The organism is Macrococcus epidermidis, from assembly GCF_024205965.1.
GTDB classification, from domain to species: Bacteria; Bacillota; Bacilli; order Staphylococcales; family Staphylococcaceae; genus Macrococcoides; species Macrococcoides epidermidis.
Map to the genome: position 1 here is coordinate 1,152,112 of NZ_CP073819.1, position 19,075 is coordinate 1,171,186.

Sequence of the window (19,075 nt, forward strand, 5' to 3'; positions counted from 1 at the left end):
TCACGCTTTTCATTTTTGATAAGGTGGTTACTCATGACGTTAACACACACAGAAAAATTTAATGTATTACTTACGCAATTGGGTATTACAGACCTATTTGAAGATATTCATAACGGTGAATTGTCACGTATCGATATTTCTAAGGAAGAACGATTATGGCACATGCATTTTACATTTGAAACACATTTGCCATTTGTGCTCTATAATTTGTTACAAACGAAACTTCATGAACACTTTTCACATATCGCTAATGTCACTTTTGAAATAAAAGTGAAAGATGATGCGTATTTAACAGACCGTATTCGTGAGTATATTCCTTATGCAATCGATCAGACTGGGATGAGTCCAAGCTTAAAAGGACAATTGAAACAAAAGCTGTTTAATTTTTCAGGAGATGTACTTAAGTTTCAGGTTGTTAATGAAATTGAACAGAAGCATTTTGAGAAATCATGTAACGGCAAATTAATAGCAGCGTTCAAACAGGCAGGATTTCAATTATCTCTGATTATCTTTGAAATTAGTGATGAAGATCAACTACGTGAACTTGCTTCTCTTGAGGCACATATACAGGAAGAAGAAGCACAACAAAGCGTGCTTCTACGCGAAAAGATGGTTGAGCGAGAGAAACAGAAAGCAGAAAGTGTATCTGAAGAGATTACACATTGTTCTATTGGTAAAAAGATTCAGGTAGAAACGATTAAACCGATCGAATCAATTATTGAAGAAGAGTTTAAAGTTGCTTTAGAAGGTGTTATCTTTGATATTGAAATTAAAGCGCTTAAAAGTGGTCGACATATCGTTCAGCTAAAAATCACAGACTATACGGATTCATTAATTTTAAAGATGTTCACGCGTAAAGGTAAAAATGATTTAGATCATCTATCTTCATTAAAAGTCGGAGATTGGGTTCGTGCCCAGGGACGTATCGAGCAAGATACATTTATTCGTGATCTTGTGATGATGATGAGTGATATTGAAAAGATAAATAAAGCATCGAAACAAGATAAGTCAGAAAATAAGCGAGTTGAGTTCCATTTACACACTGCGATGAGTCAAATGGATGGGATTACCCATATTAGTAGATATGTTGATCAGGCAGCGAAGTGGGGTCATAAAGCAATTGCAATTACAGATCATAATGGATGTCAAGGTTTCCCAGATGCCCACGCAGCAGCAAGTAAAGCGGGCATTAAAATGATTTACGGGATAGAAGGTATGCTGGTTGATGATGGCGTGGCAATTGCATATAAACCTCAGGATATAGCCTTAAAGACAGCGACGTATGTTGTGTTTGACGTTGAAACTACAGGTCTTAGTTCACAATACGATAAGATTATTGAACTTGCAGCAGTAAAAGTTAAAGATGGTGAAATTGTTGATAAATTTGAACGCTTTAGCAATCCTGGTGAACGTTTGAATGAAACGATTAAAAATTTAACTGGTATTACAGATGATATGTTAGTTGATGCACCACCGATAGAAGAAGTATTGAGTGATTTTAGAGATTTTGTTGGTGATGCCATCTATATTGCGCATAATGCAAGCTTTGATATGGGTTTTATCGATACAGGATTTGAACGTTTAGGTTATGGTGCGACGACAAATGGTGTTATTGATACGCTGGAATTATCAAGAACAATCAATACTGAGATGGGTAAACACGGTTTAAATTTCCTGGCTAAAAAATATGGTGTTGAATTGACCCAACATCACAGAGCGATATATGATGCTGAAACAACAGCACATATTTTTGTGAAGATGTTGAAGCAAATAGAACAGCTTGGAGTTACAAATCATAATGAAATCGATGCTAAACTTTCAAATCAAGATGCATATAAACGTGCGCGCCCGATGCATGTCACGTTAATCGTGCAAAATCAAACAGGTCTTAAAAACTTATTTAAAATTGTCAGTGAATCGATGGTGCATTATTTTTATCGTACACCACGTATTCCAAGATCTTTACTGATGGAGAATCGTGAAGGGATTCTTGTTGGTAGTGCGTGTGATAATGGTGAAGTATTTACTGCCGTAATGCAAAAAGACCAAGAAGAAGTAGAGCGCATTGCGAAGTTTTATGACTTTTTAGAAGTACAACCGAAAGCATTATATCAACATTTATTAGAACGCGATTTAATTCGTGATAATGAAACGATGGAAGAAATATATGACCGAATCATTCAAGTTGGTGAAAAATTAGATATACCAGTCATTGCTACAGGGAATGCGCATTATTTACATGAACACGAAAAGCCAGCGCGTGAAATATTAATTGCTTCCAACCCAGGTAATCCATTAAATCGACAAACTTTACCTGATGCGCATTTCAGAACAACCGATGAAATGCTGGATGATTTTCATTTTCTCGGTGAAGAGAAAGCTTTTGAGATTGTTGTAACAAATACGAACAATTTAGCAGATGCTATAGATACTGTTATCCCGATTCGTGATGAATTGTACACGCCAACGATAGAAGGCGCGAACGAAGAGATTCGTGAAATGAGCTATAATCGTGCACGTAGTATTTATGGAGATGAATTACCTGAAATCGTTGTCGCTAGACTTGAAAAAGAACTGGATAGTATTATCGGAAATGGGTTTGCCGTTATCTATTTAATTTCACAAAAACTTGTTAAGAAATCACTTGATGATGGATATCTCGTAGGTAGTCGAGGCTCTGTAGGATCAAGTTTTGTAGCTACGATGACAGAAATTACGGAAGTTAATCCATTACCACCGCATTATATTTGTCCGAAATGTAAATCGAGTCATTTCTTTGAAGATGGTAGTGTAGCAAGTGGATTTGACTTGCCGGATAAAAATTGTCCGGAATGTAACGTTCCATATATTAAAGAAGGACAAGATATTCCGTTTGAAACTTTCTTAGGATTTAAAGGGGACAAAGTTCCAGATATCGATTTAAACTTCAGTGGAGAATATCAGCCAATCGCGCATAACTATACGAAAGTACTTTTCGGAGAAGATAAAGTATTCCGTGCTGGTACGATAGGTACGGTTGCTGAGAAAACAGCTTTCGGATATGTTAAAGGCTACCTGAATGATTCTGGCATTCATAAACGTGGCGCTGAAATTGATCGTTTAGTGAAAGCATGTACGGGTGTTAAACGTACAACCGGGCAACATCCAGGAGGTATTATTGTAGTCCCTGAAAATATGGATATCTATGACTTTACGCCGATTCAATATCCAGCTGACCAGCAGGATTCAGCATGGCGAACAACACATTTTGATTTCCATTCAATCCATGACAATTTATTAAAACTTGATATATTAGGACACGATGATCCAACGATGATTCGTATGTTGCAGGATTTATCTGGCATGGATCCAAAGACGATACCAGTCGATGATAAAGAGACGATGAAAATATTTTCTAGTCCTGAGTCATTAGGTGTCTCTGAAGACGATATATTATGTAAGACAGGAACACTTGGTGTACCAGAGTTCGGTACAGGGTTTGTAAGACAAATGTTAGAGGATACGAAACCTTCGTCCTTTAGTGAACTCGTACAAATTTCAGGGTTATCACACGGAACTGATGTATGGCTAGGTAATGCACAGGAACTTATTAAATCGGGCACTTGCGATTTATCAAGTGTAATCGGTTGTCGTGATGATATCATGGTGTATTTAATGTATGCTGGTCTTGAACCATCACTTGCCTTTAAAATCATGGAATCCGTTCGTAAAGGTAAAGGACTTACTGAAGAGTTTGAAGTGGCGATGATTGAGAATAATGTACCTGCATGGTATCTGGAATCATGTAAAAAGATTAAGTACATGTTCCCGAAAGCCCATGCAGCAGCATATGTTTTAATGGCGGTGCGTATTGCTTACTTTAAAGTGCACCATCCGTTATTCTATTATGCAAGTTACTTTACAGTTAGAGCTTCTGACTTTGATCTTATTACCATGGTTAAAGATAAACATACGATTAAAGCCACTGTAAAAGATTACTATGCACGTTATCATGATCTTGGTAAAAAAGAAAGAGATGTACTGACTGTCTTAGAGATTACCAATGAAATGGCACAACGTGGATTTAAGGTGCAACCAATTTCATTAGAAAAAAGTACAGCCTTTGAATTTATTATTGAAGGTGATACATTAATTCCACCATTTATTGCTGTCCCGGGACTTGGTGAGAACGTCGCAAAACGTATCGTTGCAGCACGAGATGAAGGACCATTCCTATCAAAAGAAGAATTAAACAAAAAAGCGGGAGTCTCACAAAAGATTATTGATTATCTAGATGAACTGGGTAGTTTAAGTGATATGCCGGATAAAGCACAACTATCGATATTCGATTTATAATCATTTGAGTTATGCACTAATATGTGCTATCATTACATTGTTAAAGAAAATACTCTACAAGCGAAAAGAGTGGGATATCCCGCTCTTTTCTTAAGTTTTGTGAGGAGGATTATATGTCAAAGATTACTGAACGCGTGGAAGAGATTGTTACACCTATCGTTGAATCATTAGGATTTGAGTTGGTAGATGTAGAATATGTTAAAGAAGGCCCTGATTATTATTTGCGTATTGCAATTGATAAGCCAGGTGGCATCGATATCGCTGACTGTGCACTAGCGAGTGAGCATATTAGCGAAGTGATGGATAAAGAAGATCCAATAACAGAAGCTTACTTTATGGATGTTTCTTCACCAGGAGCTGAACGTCCACTTAAGAAAGAAAAAGATTACGAAAATGCTGTAGGTAATAATATCTATGTAAAACTTTATGAACCGATTGCCGGAGACAAAGAGTGGATTGGTATATTAGAGCATTATAATGAAGAATTCATAACGATAAATGCAAAGATAAAGACGCGTACGAAAACGATTGAAATTGACCGTAAAAAAATAGCAAAAATTCGTCGTGCTGTCGTTTTATAATTTGGAGGGAAACATGAATAAAAATAATGAATTATTAAATGCAATTGATTACCTTGAAAAAGAAAAATCAATTCCAAGAGAAGTTTTAATTGAAACAATAGAAGCTGCGTTAATCACAGCGTATAAAAAGAACTATAATTCAGCGAACAACGTCCGTGTTGAATTAAATATGGATAATGGAGCTTATCGCGTATATTCACGTAAAGATGTTGTTGAAGAAGTGATGAATCCACGTGATGAAGTAAGTTTGGAGATGGCTTTAGAGTCTAATCCAGCCTATGAAGTTGGCGATATTTATGAAGAAGATGTAACACCTAAAGATTTCGGTCGCGTCTCAGCACAAGCAGCGAAACAAGCGGTAATGCAACGATTACGCGACGCTGAACGTGGTATTTTATACAATGAGTTCATCGATAAAGAAGATGATATTATGACTGGTATCATTGACCGCGTTGATCATCGTTATGTGTATGTAACTTTAGGTAAAACGGAAGCGGTATTATCTGAAGCTGAACGTAGTCCAAATGAAGAATATCGTCCAACTGAACGCATAAAAGTTTATGTAAATAAAGTAGAACAAACAACGAAAGGACCTCAAATCTTTGTATCTCGTAGTCATCCAGGTTTATTAAAACGACTATTTGAACAAGAAGTTCCGGAAATTTTTGATGGCACTGTCATCGTTAAGTCTGTTGCGCGTGAAGCGGGCGACCGTTCTAAGATTAGTGTGTACTCGGAAAATCCTGATATCGATGCTGTTGGTGCATGTGTAGGTGCAAAAGGTGCACGTGTTGAGGCTGTTGTTGAAGAATTAGGTGGCGAGAAGATTGATATCGTTGAGTGGAGTGGTGATACAAAGACATTTGTTAAGAATGCATTAAGTCCATCTCAAGTCGTTGATGTGTTAGTGGATGAAGCGAATCAATCAACTACTGTAATCGTTCCAGATTATCAATTATCTCTTGCTATCGGTAAAAAAGGTCAAAATGCGCGTTTAGCTGCAAAACTGACTGGCTGGAAAATCGACATTAAATCTGAGACAGATGCAAAAGAAGCAGGCATTTATCCAGTAGAATAGGTGACATTATGAAACAAAAAAAAATACCTATGCGCAAATGTATATTAAGCAATGAAATGAAACCGAAAAAAGAAATGATTCGAGTTGTTAAGACGAAAGAAGACGAAATCTTTGTTGATCCGACAGGTAAACAAAATGGTCGTGGAGCATATGTTTCGATGGATTTAGAAGTTGTAGAAGCTGCACGTAAAAAGAAGAAACTTGAGCAATTCTTTGAGAGCGATACTGACCGTCTCAATCCTATATATGATGAAATTATTCGTTTAATATATCGAGAAATGATACCGAAACGATGAATAATCAAGATAAATTATTTAATTTACTCGGTCTTGCGATGCGTGCACGTAAACTTGCCACTGGCGAAGAACTTGTCATTAATGAAGTGAGAAATAAGAAATGTAAACTTGTAATACTAGCGACTGACGCTGGACCAAATACGACAAAAACTGTTACGAATAAATGTAATTCGTTCAATGTGCCGCTCGTGCAGCACGGAACGCGTTATGAGTTAGGATATGCGATTGGTAAGGCCGAACGGGTTACAATCGGTATCCTGGATGCTGGATTTGCAAAATCTATCCAAACGCTCATTCGTAACATCAATGAGGAGAGAACCTATGATTAAAAAGAGAATATATGAATACGCAAAAGAAGTTAAATTAAAAAGCAAAGACATCATTGATGAACTGAAAAAAATGAATATCGAAGTAACAAGCCATATGCAGGTGATTGAAGATAAAGAAATTACTGCATTAGATAAAATCTTTAAAAAAGATCAGGTGAAATCTGAACAGAAGGCCGAAAGCAAACCAGCTGAAAAAGTTGAGCCGAAAAAAGAACAACCGAAACAAGAGAAGAAACCTGCAGCGAAGCCTGCTGACAAACCAGCTAATAAGCCAGTTCAAAAACCGCGTCATAACAATAACCACCGACCAGGTAGTAATAACAAACCAGGAACAGGCGGTCCAAACCGTAATAAAAAAGGTAAAGGTAAAGGCAATCCGAAACCTGCTCCAGTAATTCAGGAGCCTGTAATTAAAGAAACACCTTCAAAGATTACATATGAAGAGGGTATTACAGTAGGAGAACTTGCTGAAAAATTAAACAAAGATGCATCTGAAATTGTTAAAAATTTATTTATGGTTGGAATTATGGCGAACATCAACCAAAGTTTAAATCAAGATGCGATTGAATTAATCTGTGATGAATATGGTGTTGAAGCTGAACTTGAAGTTGTAGTTGATGCAACAGATTTAGAAACTTATTTCGAAGATGTTGATGCAAATCCTGAAGATATTATTGAAAGACCTTCAGTAGTAACCATTATGGGTCACGTTGACCACGGTAAAACAACGTTGCTTGACTCTATCCGTAACACGCGTGTTACAGCTGGAGAAGCTGGTGGAATCACACAACATATTGGTGCATATCAAATTGAGAACGAAGGTAAGAAAATTACCTTCTTAGATACACCTGGACATGCTGCGTTTACAACGATGCGTGCACGTGGTGCCCAAGTTACGGATATTACAATTTTAGTGGTTGCTGCAGATGATGGTGTTATGCCACAAACTGTTGAAGCGATTAACCATGCTAAAGCTGCTGAAGTGCCAATTATTGTTGCAGTTAATAAAATTGATAAACCGACTGCTAATCCGGACCGTGTAATGCAGGAATTAGGTGAACACGGATTATATCCTGAAGATTGGGGTGGTGATACAATCTTCGTACAGTTATCAGCGATTAAAGGTGACGGAATTGATGAATTGTTAGAAATGATCTTACTTGTTTCTGAAGTAGCTGAATTAAAAGCAAATCCTAAACGTACTGCAATCGGTACAGTTATCGAAGCAGAGTTAGATAAATCTCGTGGACCAGCTGCATCATTATTAGTTCAAGATGGTACACTTGAAATTGGTGATTCAATTGTTGTAGGTAACACGTTTGGGCGTGTACGTGCAATGGTTAATGATTTAGGTAAACGCATTAAATCTGCAGGACCATCTACACCAGTTGAAATTACTGGTCTACAAGATGTACCTTTAGCGGGTGACCGTTTCGTAGTATTCAAAGATGAAAAACGTGCACGCCGAATCGGTGAAGCACGTCAACAACAAAACATCTTAGCACAACGTCAGGAAAGTCAAAAGGTTTCATTGGATAATTTATTCGAACAAATTAAACAAGGTGAAATGAAAGACTTAAACGTAATTATTAAAGGTGATGTTCAAGGTTCAGTAGAAGCTTTAGCAGCGTCATTAATGAAGATTGATGTAGAAGGCGTTAACGTACGTATTATTCATACAGCCGTTGGTGCGATTAATGAATCAGATGTTACTTTAGCATCAGCATCAAACGGTATCATTATCGGATTCAACGTACGTCCGGATGTAAATGCGAAACGTGCAGCTGAAGCTGAAGGCGTAGATATGCGTTTACACAGAATCATCTACAAAGTAATCGAAGAAATCGAACAAGCGATGATCGGTATGTTAGATCCTGAATATGAAGAGAAAGTGATTGGACAAGCTGAAGTACGTCAAACAATCAACATTTCTAAAGTAGGTACAGTAGCAGGTTCTTACGTAACAGATGGTAAGATTACACGTGATTCTCAAGTCCGTATCATTCGTGACGGTATCGTAGTGTACGAAGGACAAGTTGATGCGTTGAAACGTTTCAAAGATGATGTGCGTGAAGTCGCTCAAGGTTACGAATGTGGTATCACAATCGAAAACTTCAACGACGTTAAAGAAGGCGACATCTTCGAAGCATTTATTATGGAAGAGATTAAACGTAAATAATCAATTTTTAGCACTCACAATTATTTGTGAGTGCTTTATTTGTTTGAGAAAATTTAATTATTTTTATACATGTTTTATGAATAATTTGCTACAGAAAATCATTTTCTGCTAGTAAATTTTGTAGAATATGAATTACTGTATTAATTTTGAATATTCTTGTATAAAAGCACGATAAAGTATGCATTTTAGGCTGTTTGCATGCTCAGTAATTATGTTTTATATTCATTTTGAGGTGATAATTTGTTTATAAAAACAGCAGTGAAACCACCACAACTTGAATATTTAGAAGAGGTTCATGGACGCATGCACATGACTGAATCGGATAGAAGAAAATATTTCAATTTAAAATTGGGCTATGAAGGTGAAAAGAAAGTTTATGATTTTCTGAATCAGTTTAAGCAAGGTGTATGTATTTGGGATGTACGACTGAATATATGCGGAGAGATACAATTTGACTTCTTTGTGATAGTTAATGGAATTATTTTTATATTAGAAATTAAAAATTTTTACGGAAACTATACATATAAAGATGGCAATCTGAAAAGTGAAAGTGGTTATGTATGTCGAGATGTATTTTCTCAGGCAAGTAATGAACGAGATAAATTTGAAGCGTTTTGTTATGAACAAAATATTCATTATAAAATTGTAAATAAAGTCGTATTTGTTAATGAGACTTTCAAGGTGATTAATAATGTAAAAGATATTAAATTTAGTAATATGTCTGATATCGAAAATCTTGCAAGATACATGTGTAGTTTTGAAATTACCGATGAGGATATTGCGATTGGTGAATTGATTGTTAAGCATCATATTGAGCAATCGAAAAATGAACAGAAGCATTTTTATCCATATGAAAAAATGACACGTGGATTGAAATGTCCAGAATGTCACAGATTTCTGAAAGTGAATCGCAATGCGAAGAAAAAAGTTAAATGTACATGCGGCCATGTAATGGATAAATCTAAAGCTATAATTGAAGCGTTTAGAAAAATCGAAATGCTGAAAAGGGATAGTGTAAGTGTTAGTGAAGTTGGTGAGTGGATTGATTGTAATCCGTCAGGCATCCGAAAAATATTAGGGGAAAATTTTATTAAGATAGGTACACATAAGAACAGGAAGTATAAAACTATTATATAATAAGTCAGATGCTAGCGATAAACACGTAATATCGCTAACAAGTTGCAATTTTTTGTTGAAATAGTGAAGATGCTAGCGACAAACACGTAATATCGCTAGCAAGTTGCAATTCTTTGTTGAAATAGTGAAGATGCTAGCGATAAACACGTAATATCGCTAACAAGTTGCAATTTTTTGTTGAAATAGTGAAGATGCTAGCGACAAACACGTAATATCGCTAGCAACTAGCAAAATAATATAGAAATAGTGTAGATGCTAGCGACAAACCAGCGTTATCGCCAGCAACTAGCAAAATAATGTAGAAATAGTATAGATGCTAGCTACAAACCAGCAATATCGCTAACAACTCAAAGCCCGACCCCTTCAATTGACATCACCACGGTACCGACGTATAATTGACACTATTCAATAGTTATAGATGAGGTGAAGATATATGAGTTTAAGAAGTGAACGTGTTGGTCAACAAATGAAAAAAGAAATCAGTGAGATCATCAACCAGAAAATAAAAAATCCTAATGTTGGATTCGTTACAGTTACTGAAGTAGAGGTTACTGGTGACTTATCACTTGCTACTGTATATGTTACAGTACTTGGTGAAAATCATGATCGCAAAAAATCTCTAGAAGCTTTAGAAAAATCTAAAGGTTTCATTAAATCAGAGATTGCACAACGTATGGACTTAAGAATCGTACCTGAATTAAAATTTCATTACGATGAGTCAATCGATTACGGTAACAAGATTGAGCGTATGATTGCAGAATTAAACAAAGATAAATAAAATTTATTAGAACAACGTGATAATTGTATCGCGTTGTTTTTTTTATTTGAATTAGTTAATTATATAAAAATAGTATTAAAATTCCAAAAGGTAGACATTACTAAATAAAATGTCCATTTTTAATATAGGTTGTTTTCGTTATACTTAAATTTATTAAAATAAGATGCAAGTTCCTAAATAGTTAAATAATTTAATTATTTGTGAAAAAATTTTTAACAATTTATTTACAGAAAAAAATAAATAGTTAAATTAATAAGTAGTAATAAATTATTATATTTAAGTAATTTGTATCTTATTTAATATTTTAAAATGAGGTGATTGAGTGGAATTAATTTTCAAAATATTCGGTGATTTTGTGTTGTTTTATCCAATCGTTATGTCTATATTTTGGATAATCGGTACAATTTTGTATTTTTTTATCATTGAAATTAAGTTAAAAAAACAAGTGATGAAAGATAATCTTCCAGGAATCACCTTTATTATACCTTGCTATAACGAAGAGGATACTGTTGAAGATACGATAAGAAGTGTTCTTAAAATGTCTTATCCCAACAAAGAAATTATAGCAGTAAATGACGGGAGCAGTGATAATACTTCACAAGTGCTTTCAGATTTAGAACAAAAATTAGATTTTAAATTTTTGAATATCGTCAATAATAAAGGTAAAGCACATGCATTGAATAGAGCCGCAGAGATAACAACGAATGATTACATCATTTGTATAGATGCAGATACAATTATCGAAGATATAGCACCTTACTATATGATAGAAAGATTTAAAAATAATCCTACGTTAGCAGCTGTAACAGGTAATCCTAGAATTCGTAATAAATCAACGTTGCTGGGAAAAATTCAGACCATTGAATATGCTAGCATGATTGGCAGTATAAAAAGAGCACAGACAATGAATGGATATATTAATACTATCTCAGGTGTGTTTACTTTGTTTAAAAGAGAAGCACTTGAAAAAGTTGGTTACTGGGATATGGATATGATTACAGAAGACATCGCCGTTAGCTGGAAATTCCATTTACATGGTTATCATATAGAATATGAACCGCGTGCGCTATGTTGGATGTTAGTTCCTGAAACACTTTCAGGTTTACTTAAACAACGTATTAGGTGGGCACAGGGTGGCCATGAAGTATTATTAAGAGATTGGAAAGAAATGGGGAGACAGCGCAATTTCTCATTCTGGTTCTTGTTTGTTGAACAAGTGTTATCAATCATTTGGGTATATGGTGTAGTGATTCTTTTAGCATTATCGTTAATACAAAATAACTATTTAGATTTTTACTATTACAAATATAATTTTAGTATTCTCCTTTACTCAGCTCTACTTCTCACATTTGTCAATATTATTCAATTTACAATTTCTCTTTTGATTGATAGCAAATATGAAAAGAAAAATATGTGGTACATATTCTTTCTTGTATGGTATCCAACTTTTTACTGGTTTTTAAATGCATTTACTGCAATTGTTGCATTTCCAAAAGCATTAAGAAGGAAGAAGGGAGAGTTTGCGACATGGTCAAGTCCAGACAGAGGAAATATCCAACAGTAAAATCTCATCTTAATATCTTTAGAGAAATCCTCATTTTTATATTTTCATGCAGTCTATGGGTATATTGTATTGCTGTTATTGCTATACTCTTAGTTTTATTCAGTCGAATTAACAATTATGAATTTAGACTTATAAGGAACGCTTTGAATTTAGAACTTTATCAAGTTTATGATACATCAATTTTATTGGGATATTCTTCTATCGGCATCACTGTATATTTATTAATTAGTTATTTTACAAACAAACAATTAAGGAAGCGCAAATATTATGAGAAAAATTATTAAGTTAATTTTACTGACAGTTATATTGATAAGCATTAATTGTTCTTATGATACACACACAGCTGAAGCTAATGATTATAAAAAAGTAATGAAGAAATTAAATAATACAAATGGTTGTCTTGCGATCAATTATCATCGCGTTAGAAAAGATAATTTACTGGATAAATTGTTATTAATATTAACTAATAGTAAGGAAATGACTTTATATAGTATTACTGAAAAAGAATTTGAATCTGAGATTAAATGGCTCAGCAAAAAAGGTGCTACATTTGTAAGTGCTGATGAGCTATTCAAAGCTAAGGAAAAGAACAAATTCCCAAAAAAATGTGTATTTATTAATTTTGATGATATGGATATTTCATCTTATGAATCTGCACATCCTATACTGAAAAAATACGATGCGAAAGCGACGGAATTTATTATTTCCAGTGCAGTTGGTAATGAAGATTTTAATAATCTTCACATTACTTCCAAGAATCAGTTACAGGAAATGTATAACAGTGGTGTGTGGACATTCGGTTCCCATACACATAACTTACACGAATTAGAAGGAAATAACTCTATATTTCTAAAAGAAAAAAATAAAATTATAAAAGATTTACAAAAATCAAATAAGTACTTAGATAAAAATTTTACTGGTAGCAACCATCAATACTTTGCATTTCCTTATGGTCAATATGATAAGGAAGCGATTAAGAAATTGAAACAATCAAATTTCAAATATGCTTTTACATTAGAAGAAGATATTATTACGCATAAAAGTAATAATTATGAGTTACCACGAATACTCGTAAATCACGATGGATTTGACCGTATTGTTAAGAAATGGAAAGGTTTTGAACAAAATGAATAAAAAAATAGAATTGAATTACTTACGCGCATTATTATGCATTTTTGTAGTTGTAACTCATTTGTTCACGCAATACTCACTTAATACAAATCCAGATGATAATCAAATTGCCACTCTTTATTGGGTTCGTATGATATTTATTGTAGGGACAGCTGGATTCATTATGTTAAGTCAATTACTTGTTACAATGAATTATAAAAAAGATTTACCGAAAAAATTTATTTTTAATCGAATAAAATTTATATTTTTACCATATTTATTGATTGGGATCTTCTATTCGTTTAGTGAATACATGTATTTGAGAAAGCCATTTGAAGACATATTTTATCAAGAAGTCTTAAGAGGGTTTTGGTATGGATATTTTATATTAGTAATTTTCCAATTTTACATTTTGACAAAAATAATTTATTACATTAATAATAAATTCAATTTCAACTTATATAAGTCAAAAATAATCATACTTTTATCTGTTATTATAAATATGGGATACTTATATTTTTATTCCAACAACAAAGATGTTACAAAATTTATAGATCATAATTATTTCTTTTCTCCAAATACGATGATTTTAGGTTGGATTGGATATTATTTTATCGGCTCATTTATCGGGATTTATTATGATGAAATATTAGAATTTTTATCTGAATATATTAGTATATTGATATTTTTAAATGCATTAACTTTTGTATTTTTTATTTTTTCTCAAAAACATGATTACTGGATGGTCACTAGTTTTAGCTGGTCTATTTTACCATACTGTATTTGTATGTTTTTGATGATATTGGTTTTCTCTAAAACTATTGCACCATTTATGTATAAGTTTTTTACTTTAGTAAGTGCATATTCTTTTTTCATCTATTTAATACATCCAATCCTTTTAGATACAATATATATTTATACGAGTCGATTTGAAGACTTCACAGTAGTTTTTATTGTAGTTAGCTTAATCATTACTTTAGGCACATGTATCGGTATGGGACTTTTATTAAAGGAAATAAGTATATCTAAATATATTGTCGGTAAAGGACCTTTTCAAATTAAAGAAGCTGACATTACTTTAAATGAATAGCTGTGATTAGACCTTAAACACTTTTTCATGTAAACTATTTTAGAGTTTACTGAAGGAGTGTTTTTTTATGGATGGAATTATCGGTATCAATAAAGCGCGTGGTATGACAAGTCATGATGTTGTATTTAAATTGCGCAAAATTTTAAAAACAAAAAAAGTTGGACATACAGGTACACTGGATCCTGAAGTCGATGGTGTATTACCGATATGCGTTGGAAAGGCTACACGTATTAGTGACTATGTAATGCAAAGTGGTAAGCGCTATGTAGCTGAAGTAACGTTAGGTGTTCAAACTGCAACTGAAGATGCTCATGGAGAAGTTATTGATGAGGTTGTCATTCATAACAACGCTTATACGGAACAACAGGTAGATAAAGTATTATCAGAACTTACGGGTAGGATTAAACAAATACCGCCAATGTATTCAGCTGTTAAAGTAAATGGCCGAAAGCTATATGAATATGCTCGAGAGGGTATTGAGATTGAGCGTCCGGAACGTATTGTCGAGATTTATGATTTAACACGAAAGAGCATCCTTTACTTTAAAAATAATCAATGTACATTTAATATTGAAATTTATTGTGGCAAAGGTACATATATTAGAACACTTGCTACTCAAATTGCAGAGTGTCTTGGCACAATTGGTCATATGTCAGATTTAACACGTACCGAAAGTGGTGGCTTTAAGCTTGAAGACTGTATAACGTTGGATACTTTGCATGAAATTCCATTTGATGAAATTAATAATTATTTACAACCGATAGAGGTAGGTCTTAAACATATGCCACATTATGCAGTTGATGTAGTTACCTCAAAAAAAATATTGTTTGGGCAAAAGTTAAAACAAGTGAGCCCACCAATTGAAGATGAAACGGTGATGACGTACAATGATAAAGTAATTGCGATATTTGTGCCTGATGATAAGCATCCAGGTTTAATCAAGGCAAAAAAAGTATTTAATTAGGGGATATATATGAAAACAATAGAAATGATTCATCCAATAGAAAATTGCTATCAACATGAGCCATGTGCGCTTGCAATTGGTTTCTTTGATGGTATTCATTTAGGTCATAAGAAAGTGATAGACACAATGATCAATATTGCTAAGGATAAAAATTTAAAAAAAGCTGTAATGACATTTGACCCACATCCATCCGTGGTTTTGAATCCAGAAAAACAGAGAACAGATTATTTAACACCAATGTATGAGAAAAAACGTATATTAGCATCAATGGGAATCGATTATTTATTTATTGTCCCGTTTACATCATCGCTCGCTAAAATGGAAGAACATGATTTTATTAAGGATTACTTTACAAAAAATAATGTAAAGGAAGTCGTAGCAGGATTTGATTTTACATATGGAAAGTTTGGTAAAGGTAATATGTTAAAATTAGAAGCCGATAAAGACGGATTTAATGTCACAACAGTTGAAAAACATGCATTGCATGACGAAAAAATTTCTACGACCTTAATTCGCACGGATTTAGAAAATGGTAACATCAAATCAGCCAATGCTCAGCTAGGCCGTCCTTATAAAATTACCGGGCTTGTTGTACAAGGTGAGAAAAGAGGGCGTACAATTGGATTTCCAACAGCTAATGTTGAACCGAATGAGAATTTTGTTTTACCTAGATTAGGGGTATATGCTGTAACACTTAAAATAGACCAAACAGGAAAAGTTTATAAAGGTGTATGTAATGTTGGTGTCAAGCCGACATTCCATGATCCTGAAAAACAACAAGTTTCTATAGAAGTTAATATTTTTGATTTTAATCAATCTATTTATGGTGAACGTGTTGAAATTGAATGGCATGATTTTCTTCGTGCTGAGCAAAAATTTGATGGCTTAGACAGTTTAATTGCTCAGATTAATCATGATAAAATACAGTCTATTAAAATTTTAGAAACAATTAATATTGACTAAGGATTGATTATTTTAATTTTCATGTTATAATAGTCAAGTACCTTTCCTTGGTATTGAGACACTCCGACTCATACTCGGGTTATGGTGTAAATTAAATTATAGGAGGCTACTAATAATGGCTATTACTCAAGAACGTAAAAATGAAATCATCGCACAATACCGTGTACACGACACTGATACTGGATCTCCAGAAGTACAAATCGCAGTTTTAACTGCTGAAATCAATGCTTTAAACGAGCATTTACGTACGCACAAAAAAGATCACCATTCTCGTCGTGGACTATTAAAAATGGTAGGTCGTCGTAAAAACTTATTAACTTACTTACGTGATAACGATGTTCAACGTTACCGTGAATTAATTAAATCATTAGGTTTACGTCGTTAATTTTTAATGTTAAGAGCACAAATGAATTTGTGCTCTTTTTTTTATGCAATTTGTGACAATATAACCACTGTCGTGGTATGATTAAAGATATATGCTATGAGCTAAGAGAGGAAGATATGAATGTCTCAAGAGAAAAAAGTATTTACAACGGAATGGGCTGGCCGTCCATTAACAATCGAAACAGGTCAACTTGCAAAACAAGCGAATGGTGCAGTACTCGTTCGATATGGTGATACAGTCGTATTATCAACTGCAACTGCAAGTAAAGAACCGAGAGATGTGGATTTCTTCCCATTAATGGTAAATTATGAAGAAAAATTATACGCTGCAGGAAAGATTCCAGGAGGCTTTAATAAACGAGAAGGTCGTCCTGGTGAAGATGCAACTTTAACATCTCGTCTAATTGATAGACCGATTCGTCCTTTATTCCCAAAAGGTTACAGAAACGATGTTCAGGTTATTTCAATTGTAATGAGTGTTGATCCGAATAACTCACCAGAAATGGCAGCAATGATTGGGTCTTCTATGGCACTTTCAGTTTCTGATATTCCTTTTGAAGGACCGATTGCTGGCGTAAACGTTGGTTTGATTGATGATAAATTTATTATTAATCCGAATGTAGAAGAGCGCGAACGATCAATTTTGGACTTACAGGTTGCGGGTCATTTTGATGCAGTGAACATGGTCGAAGCAGGTGCTAAAGAAGTAACCGAAGAAAAAATGTTAGAAGCTATTATGTTTGGAAATGATGAAATTAAAAAGTTAGTGACGTTCCAAAAAGAAATTATCGCTGAATTGAACCCGGTTAAAAAAGAATTTGTTCCTATAGAAACTAATACTGAAGTTGAAGAAGCTGTAACACAGCAAGCTGAAGCATTAAATTTAGCAGCAGCTATTCAAACACAGGAAAAGCAAGAACGTGAAGAACGTATTACTGCGATTAAAGTACAAATTGTTGAAAACTTCCAGGAACAAGGGGAAGAAGTTATCGCAATCGTTAATAAAACGTTTGATGCGTTAGTTAAAGCTGAAGTGCGTCGCCAAATTACAGAAGATAAAGTACGTCCAGATGGTCGTCGTCCTGATGAAATCAGACCATTAGCTTCTGAAGTTGGTTTATTACCAAGAGCACACGGTTCTGGGTTGTTTACACGAGGACAAACTCAAGCTTTATCTATTGCTACTTTAGGTGCACTAGGTGAACATCAAATTATCGATGGTTTAGGTGTGGAAGAAGAAAAACGCTATATGCATCACTATAACTTCCCTAATTTCTCAGTTGGTGAAACAGGTCCAGTGCGTGCGCCAGGTCGTCGTGAAATAGGACATGGTGCATTAGGTGAGCGCGCATTATTACAAGTGATTCCTGATGAGAAAGAATTCCCATATACGATTCGAGTTGTTTCAGAAGTATTAGAATCAAATGGTTCAAGTTCACAAGCATCTATCTGTGGCTCTACTTTAGCATTAATGGATGCTGGTGTTCCGATTAAAGCACCAGTAGCTGGTATTGCTATGGGACTTGTAAAAAAAGATGAACATTATACCATTTTATCGGATATTCAAGGTATGGAAGATGCATTAGGAGATATGGACTTTAAGGTGGCAGGTACATCTAAAGGTATTACTGCGATCCAGATGGATATTAAAATTGATGGATTATCTGAAGATATTTTACGTGAAGCTTTAGAACAAGCACGTATCGGTCGTCTGCATATTATGGAGCATATGCTATCTACAATTAGTGAACCAAGAGCTTCACTGAGCCCATATGCACCGAAAATTAAAATCATCCATATCAATCCAGATAAAATAAGAGATGTTATTGGACCAGGTGGTAAGAAAATCAATGAAATCATTGATGCAACTGGTGTTAAATTAGATATTGAACAGGACGGTACAGTATTTATCGGATCAAGTGATGAGGCAATGATCGCTAAAGCACAGGAATTAATTGAAAATATCGTGCGTGAAGCAAAAGTTGGCGAATTTTATATGTCAACAGTGAAACGTATTGAGAAGTTCGGTGCTTTCGTTGAAATCTTCCCGGGTAAAGATGCACTTGTTCATATTTCACAACTTGCAAAAGAACGTGTCAATAAAGTTGAAGATGTGATTAAGATGGGCGATCAGTTCTTAGTAAAAGTAACTGAAATTGATAAACAAGGTCGTGTGAACGCATCTCGTAAAGTTTTACTTGAAGAAGAAACTAAAAAAGAAGAAAAATAAGCAATTATGAGACTACCGCTTTTGCGTTAGTCTCATATTTTTAGAAATTGAGGGTTA

General features: G+C 34.2%; 15 protein-coding genes and 2 pseudogenes. All 17 read left to right on the forward strand.

Annotated elements, in window-relative coordinates; translation table 11 throughout:
• The first annotated feature begins 33 nt into the window (after nt 1–33).
• The 17 genes and pseudogenes from KFV12_RS06060 to pnp all read left to right on the forward strand — a co-directional run bounded on the left by KFV12_RS06060 (nt 34) and on the right by pnp (nt 19,018).
• Nucleotides 34–4,335, forward strand: coding sequence for a PolC-type DNA polymerase III (locus KFV12_RS06060; protein WP_254257555.1), 4,302 nt, complete (start codon nt 34–36; stop codon nt 4,333–4,335).
• 113 nt (nt 4,336–4,448) lie between these two features.
• Complete coding sequence (gene rimP / locus KFV12_RS06065; protein WP_254257556.1) at nt 4,449–4,916, forward strand: ribosome maturation factor RimP; 468 nt, start codon at nt 4,449–4,451, stop codon at nt 4,914–4,916.
• Nucleotides 4,917–4,929: 13 nt separating this feature from the next.
• Nucleotides 4,930–5,994 (forward strand): transcription termination factor NusA, encoded by a 1,065-nt coding sequence (gene nusA / locus KFV12_RS06070; protein ID WP_099577725.1) that lies wholly within the window; start codon nt 4,930–4,932, stop codon nt 5,992–5,994.
• 8 nt (nt 5,995–6,002) lie between these two features.
• Complete coding sequence (gene rnpM / locus KFV12_RS06075) at nt 6,003–6,290, forward strand: RNase P modulator RnpM (protein ID WP_239242653.1); 288 nt, start codon at nt 6,003–6,005, stop codon at nt 6,288–6,290.
• A complete protein-coding gene (locus tag KFV12_RS06080; RefSeq protein WP_096076703.1) occupies nt 6,287–6,619 on the forward strand; it encodes a YlxQ family RNA-binding protein in 333 nt (110 codons plus the stop codon). The genes rnpM and KFV12_RS06080 overlap by 4 nt, the downstream gene beginning before the upstream one ends.
• A pseudogene (locus tag KFV12_RS13410) lies at nt 6,612–6,786 on the forward strand (translation initiation factor IF-2 N-terminal domain-containing protein); the annotation flags it as partial. The gene KFV12_RS06080 and the pseudogene KFV12_RS13410, both read left to right, overlap by 8 nt.
• 242 nt (nt 6,787–7,028) lie before the next feature.
• A pseudogene (gene infB, locus KFV12_RS06085) lies at nt 7,029–8,798 on the forward strand (translation initiation factor IF-2); the annotation flags it as partial.
• A 240-nt stretch (nt 8,799–9,038) separates the two neighbouring features.
• The gene (locus tag KFV12_RS06090; RefSeq protein ID WP_254257557.1) at nt 9,039–9,935 is read left to right on the forward strand and encodes a nuclease-related domain-containing protein; all 897 of its coding nucleotides are present in this window, start codon (nt 9,039–9,041) and stop codon (nt 9,933–9,935) included.
• A 433-nt stretch (nt 9,936–10,368) separates the two neighbouring features.
• Nucleotides 10,369–10,713, forward strand: a complete 345-nt coding sequence (gene rbfA / locus KFV12_RS06095; RefSeq protein ID WP_111714670.1) for a 30S ribosome-binding factor RbfA — start codon at nt 10,369–10,371, stop codon at nt 10,711–10,713.
• 322 nt (nt 10,714–11,035) lie between these two features.
• Complete coding sequence (pgaC, locus tag KFV12_RS06100; RefSeq protein ID WP_436970159.1) at nt 11,036–12,277, forward strand: poly-beta-1,6-N-acetyl-D-glucosamine synthase; 1,242 nt, start codon at nt 11,036–11,038, stop codon at nt 12,275–12,277.
• Nucleotides 12,241–12,561 carry an intracellular adhesion protein IcaD gene (locus tag KFV12_RS13420; protein ID WP_496113278.1) on the forward strand — a complete coding sequence of 107 codons (321 nt, stop codon included), beginning with the start codon at nt 12,241–12,243 and terminating at the stop codon, nt 12,559–12,561. Before pgaC ends, KFV12_RS13420 begins: the two co-directional genes overlap by 37 nt.
• Nucleotides 12,545–13,411, forward strand: coding sequence for an intercellular adhesin biosynthesis polysaccharide N-deacetylase (icaB, locus tag KFV12_RS06105; protein WP_254257558.1), 867 nt, complete (start codon nt 12,545–12,547; stop codon nt 13,409–13,411). The genes KFV12_RS13420 and icaB overlap by 17 nt, the downstream gene beginning before the upstream one ends.
• The gene (locus KFV12_RS06110) at nt 13,404–14,477 is read left to right on the forward strand and encodes an acyltransferase family protein (protein ID WP_254257559.1); all 1,074 of its coding nucleotides are present in this window, start codon (nt 13,404–13,406) and stop codon (nt 14,475–14,477) included. Before icaB ends, KFV12_RS06110 begins: the two co-directional genes overlap by 8 nt.
• Nucleotides 14,478–14,544: 67 nt before the next feature.
• A complete protein-coding gene (truB, locus tag KFV12_RS06115; protein WP_254257560.1) occupies nt 14,545–15,441 on the forward strand; it encodes a tRNA pseudouridine(55) synthase TruB in 897 nt (298 codons plus the stop codon).
• Nucleotides 15,442–15,450: 9 nt separating this feature from the next.
• Nucleotides 15,451–16,404 (forward strand): bifunctional riboflavin kinase/FAD synthetase, encoded by a 954-nt coding sequence (locus tag KFV12_RS06120; RefSeq protein ID WP_254257561.1) that lies wholly within the window; start codon nt 15,451–15,453, stop codon nt 16,402–16,404.
• 115 nt (nt 16,405–16,519) lie between these two features.
• Entirely contained in the window at nt 16,520–16,789 is a 270-nt protein-coding gene (gene rpsO / locus KFV12_RS06125) for a 30S ribosomal protein S15 (RefSeq protein ID WP_111714678.1), read from the forward strand.
• Nucleotides 16,790–16,909: 120 nt separating this feature from the next.
• Nucleotides 16,910–19,018: a polyribonucleotide nucleotidyltransferase gene (gene pnp / locus KFV12_RS06130; protein WP_254257562.1), complete on the forward strand. Its 2,109-nt coding sequence runs from the start codon at nt 16,910–16,912 to the stop codon at nt 19,016–19,018.
• The last annotated feature ends 57 nt before the right edge of the window (nt 19,019–19,075 follow it).

Coding starts and splice junctions, on each gene's coding strand:
- KFV12_RS06060 (WP_254257555.1), top strand. CDS start 34: ATGACGTTAACACACACAGAAAAATTTAATGTATTACTTACGCAATTG.
- rimP (WP_254257556.1), top strand. CDS start 4,449: ATGTCAAAGATTACTGAACGCGTGGAAGAGATTGTTACACCTATCGTT.
- nusA (WP_099577725.1), top strand. CDS start 4,930: ATGAATAAAAATAATGAATTATTAAATGCAATTGATTACCTTGAAAAA.
- rnpM (WP_239242653.1), top strand. CDS start 6,003: ATGAAACAAAAAAAAATACCTATGCGCAAATGTATATTAAGCAATGAA.
- KFV12_RS06080 (WP_096076703.1), top strand. CDS start 6,287: ATGAATAATCAAGATAAATTATTTAATTTACTCGGTCTTGCGATGCGT.
- rbfA (WP_111714670.1), top strand. CDS start 10,369: ATGAGTTTAAGAAGTGAACGTGTTGGTCAACAAATGAAAAAAGAAATC.
- KFV12_RS13420 (WP_496113278.1), top strand. CDS start 12,241: ATGGTCAAGTCCAGACAGAGGAAATATCCAACAGTAAAATCTCATCTT.
- icaB (WP_254257558.1), top strand. CDS start 12,545: ATGAGAAAAATTATTAAGTTAATTTTACTGACAGTTATATTGATAAGC.
- KFV12_RS06110 (WP_254257559.1), top strand. CDS start 13,404: ATGAATAAAAAAATAGAATTGAATTACTTACGCGCATTATTATGCATT.
- truB (WP_254257560.1), top strand. CDS start 14,545: ATGGATGGAATTATCGGTATCAATAAAGCGCGTGGTATGACAAGTCAT.
- KFV12_RS06120 (WP_254257561.1), top strand. CDS start 15,451: ATGAAAACAATAGAAATGATTCATCCAATAGAAAATTGCTATCAACAT.
- rpsO (WP_111714678.1), top strand. CDS start 16,520: ATGGCTATTACTCAAGAACGTAAAAATGAAATCATCGCACAATACCGT.
- pnp (WP_254257562.1), top strand. CDS start 16,910: ATGTCTCAAGAGAAAAAAGTATTTACAACGGAATGGGCTGGCCGTCCA.